Annotated in this window: 1 protein-coding gene; it reads right to left on the minus strand. The window is 65.8% G+C overall.

The genetic code is table 11. The features are described 5' to 3' along the window. Positions 1-24: 24 nt before the first annotated feature. A partial coding sequence (locus tag CH341_RS33225; protein WP_146604828.1) for a hypothetical protein occupies positions 25-243 on the minus strand: 219 nt, incomplete at its 5' end.

The following is a 243-nucleotide window of genomic DNA, read 5'->3' on the forward strand; positions in this document are numbered from 1 at the left end:
GTCTTTTGCATCATGCGCGCTCCCTCATTCGGCCGCTTCCATCGCCGGAGCGATGCGGCGCGCCTGACGGGCCTGCTCCTCGTATTCCTGCTGCCAGTCGCTCGGCCCGTTCGACAGCGCGACCTGGACGGCGGTCACCTTGTATTCCGGGCAGTTGGTGGCCCAGTCGGAGAAATCCGTGGTGATGACGTTCGCCTGCGTGCCGGGATGGTGGAAGGTCGTGTAGACGACACCCGGCGCGAC

Source organism: Rhodoplanes roseus (genome assembly GCF_003258865.1).
GTDB lineage: Bacteria > Pseudomonadota > Alphaproteobacteria > Rhizobiales > Xanthobacteraceae > Rhodoplanes > Rhodoplanes roseus.